The sequence below is a fragment of the Streptomyces sp. NPDC034670 genome (genome assembly GCF_055574875.1).
Map to the genome: position 1 here is coordinate 17,663 of NZ_JBVITR010000059.1, position 2,877 is coordinate 20,539.

Annotated in this window: 1 protein-coding gene; it reads right to left on the bottom strand. The window is 80.7% G+C overall.

The window, feature by feature from the left end; translation table 11 throughout:
- Positions 1–290: 290 nt before the first annotated feature.
- On the bottom strand, positions 291–2,877 hold a 2,587-nt coding region (locus ACZ56B_RS28560), incomplete at its 5' end, for an FtsK/SpoIIIE domain-containing protein (RefSeq protein WP_468796555.1).

Consider the following 2,877-nt stretch of genomic DNA (forward strand, 5'->3'; position numbering starts at 1 on the left):
GAGGGACACCGCAACCATCCCAGCGGAAAGAACGACGCCCCCTCCCCCCGCCCCCCCCCCCCCCCCGCGGTGGTCGGGCGACCTGCGTATCCGGATGATCCTGCTCGTCCTGCGCATCACTGCCCCGTTCTCTGTACTCCGTCGTACCCCGTCGTACCCCGTCGAACGTCGAGCGCTGTCCCGTGCGCTCTGGTCTACGCCCGGGGGCGGGGATCGGCAAGAGTGCGTCCGGTGTCAAGTCCGCGATCGTGACCGCGTCGTGACGGAGCATCACCGGACGGACGCGCGTGTCAGAGGAGTGACGGGACCTCGGCCGCGCAGACCTGGCGGGCGGCCCGCTCCAGCGCGCTGGCGAGCAGGGCGAGGTCGGTCGGGCCGTTGCCCAGTTCCCGCACCTGGCGCCGGGCCGGGGGATCGCCCATGCGGTGCCACTCCAGCGGCACGACCGTGGGGCGCAGGGTCGCCGTCCGCGGGATGCGGCCGGTCACCCGCCCGCCCTGGAACACGGCCGTCCGGCCGTCCGGGTGGGCCAGCCGGCCGCGCCCCGGCGACGGTGCGTCCGGGCCGGGGGGCCCGGGCGCGTCGAGCGCGACCCGCAGGGTCGCCCGCCGCGCCGGCTCGGTCCCGGCCGTACGGGCGCACGGGCCGGTGGCCGCGACCAGGTGCACGCCCAGCCGCTCCCCGTCCCGCGCCACGGCCTCCAGCGCCCGCAGCACCGATCCGGCGGCGGGCCGTCCCGGAGCGCCCAGCGCGGGGGAGACCAGGGCGTCCAGGTCGTCCACGACGACCACCAGCCGGGGCAGCGGCGGCACCGCCTCCGCCTGGCGCCGGGCCGCTCCCGGCCGCAGCCGCAGCGTGGTGCTGGGCGGGGTCTCCAGGTCCCCGCCGTGCTCGCCGCCGGTGCCCGCCGGGCCGCGCCGCGCGGCCGTGCGCTGCGCGACCATCCGGTCCGACAGCGTGCGCCCGGTGTGCCACTCCGTGAAGTCGGACCGGCCGAGCAGCTCGGCGCGCCGCTTCAGCTCGGCGCTCAGCGACTGGGCGAACTCCCGCATCCGCACCGGGTCGTTGGCGGCGAGGTGGGTGGTGACGTGCGGGACGTCCGTGCACACGCGCAGGTCCCCGCCGGGCCCGTCGTCCGTCGCGGGGCCGCCCCGCCCGTCGACCAGCACGATGCCCAGCCGGTCGGGCCGCTCGGCGGCGGCCAGCGAGGCGACGACCGCGCGCAGCAGCTCGGTGCGGCCGCTGCCGGAGGGCCCCTCGACCAGCAGGTGCGGGCCGTCGGCGACGAGATCGGCGGCGACCGGTCCGCGCGGTCCGGCGCCCAGGACGGCGGTGACGCGTCCGCCGAGCGCCCGGGTGTCGTCGGCCGCGTCCGCCCAGCGGGCCATCAGCGAGGCGGGGGTGGCCCGGGCCAGGCCCAGTTCGTCCAGCAGCCGCGCCGACCGGGGCAGCGGCGCCGACACGCGCGCGTGCCGCTCCCCGGCGGGGCCGTCCGTGCGCAGCGGCGCGAGGGCCCGCGCGAACCGCTCGGCCCAGGCGGGGGAGACCGCGTCGACCGTGGCGAGGGTGCCGTGCCCGACCGGGCCGGGAGCGGCCCCGGGGCCGCTCCGGGCCACCCGCAGCAGCCGCAGGGCGGTCGCCACGTCCCCGCTGAGCAGGGCGACGGCACCGCACTCCCGGAACGCCGGCGCCGCCGCGCAGGCCGCCTCGTACGTCGTCGACAGCGGGGACGCGGGGGAGGCGGCGGCCGTCTCGGCGAGGCACACCAGGTGGATCCCGGCCCGCGGCCCCTCCACGGCCAGCCGCACCAGCGCCTCGCGCGCCTCGGTGCTCCCCGGGTCGCCGTCCACGACGACCACGGCGTACGGCCCGGTGGGGCCGCCCGCCGCGCCGGCGCCGTCGGCGTCCCGCGCCCAGGAGGGACGCCGGGCGGCCGGAGCGGGCCCTCCCGGCGCGGTGGTCCGGTCCGGCAGGGGGGCCGGGGCCGCCCCGGTGGCGTGGTCGTGGTCCTCCAGCCGGCGCAGCAGTTCCCCGGTGCGGGCGACGGCCTGCTCGGGGTCGTGCGCGAGGAGCAGGCGGCAGTCCTGGCCGTGCCCCGGGCGCACGTGCGGCAGCCAGCCCAGCCACGACCACTCGGCGGTGCGCTCCTCGAGCGGGCGGGAGCGGTCCGCCGCGATCAGGACGATCTCCAGGCAGTCGGGGGAGTGCAGCGCGGCGAGCTGGGCCAGCACCGCGCGGGCCAGCCCGGCGAGCCGTCCGCGCGGGCCGGCCAGTCCCAGCGCGCCGACCTCGCGCAGCCCCGACGTCACCGGTACGGCGGGCAGCAGGCCGGAGCCGTCCGGCGTCGCCCGGTCGGTCGTACCGAGCCGCACCGCGAGCGCCTCGGGGTGGTCCGGCCCGCGCTCCCACAGCCGGGGGCCGGGGCCCAGCGCGGTCAGCAGCAGCGCGGCGGGGTCCGGCCAGGTCTCGGGGAGGGCGGCCGCGCCGGCTTCGGGCGCGGGGCCGGCCGTCCCCGCGCCGTGGGCGTCCCGCGCGTCCGCCGCCTGCTCCTGCCGCCCGCCGGCCAGCCGCCGCGCCCAGGCGGTGAGCCCGCCCCGCCTGCGTCCCCCCGGGGACTGGGGCTGGGGCCGGGGGAGGTCGGTACCGCGTACGGGGGTGCCCTTGCGGGTGGTGGCGGCGGGCGCGGGGGCGAACGCCGGCGCGCCCGGGACGCCGCCGGCGCCGGGCCCCTCCTCCTCCCGGCCCGTGCCGGAGCGGCCCGTGTGCGGGTCGGGGGGGGGGGGGGGGGGGGGGGGGGGGGGGAGGGGGAGGAGGAGGGGGGGGGGGGGGGGGACCAGCCGCGTGGGTCTCGTGGATGTGGGATTACCCGGGAACTCT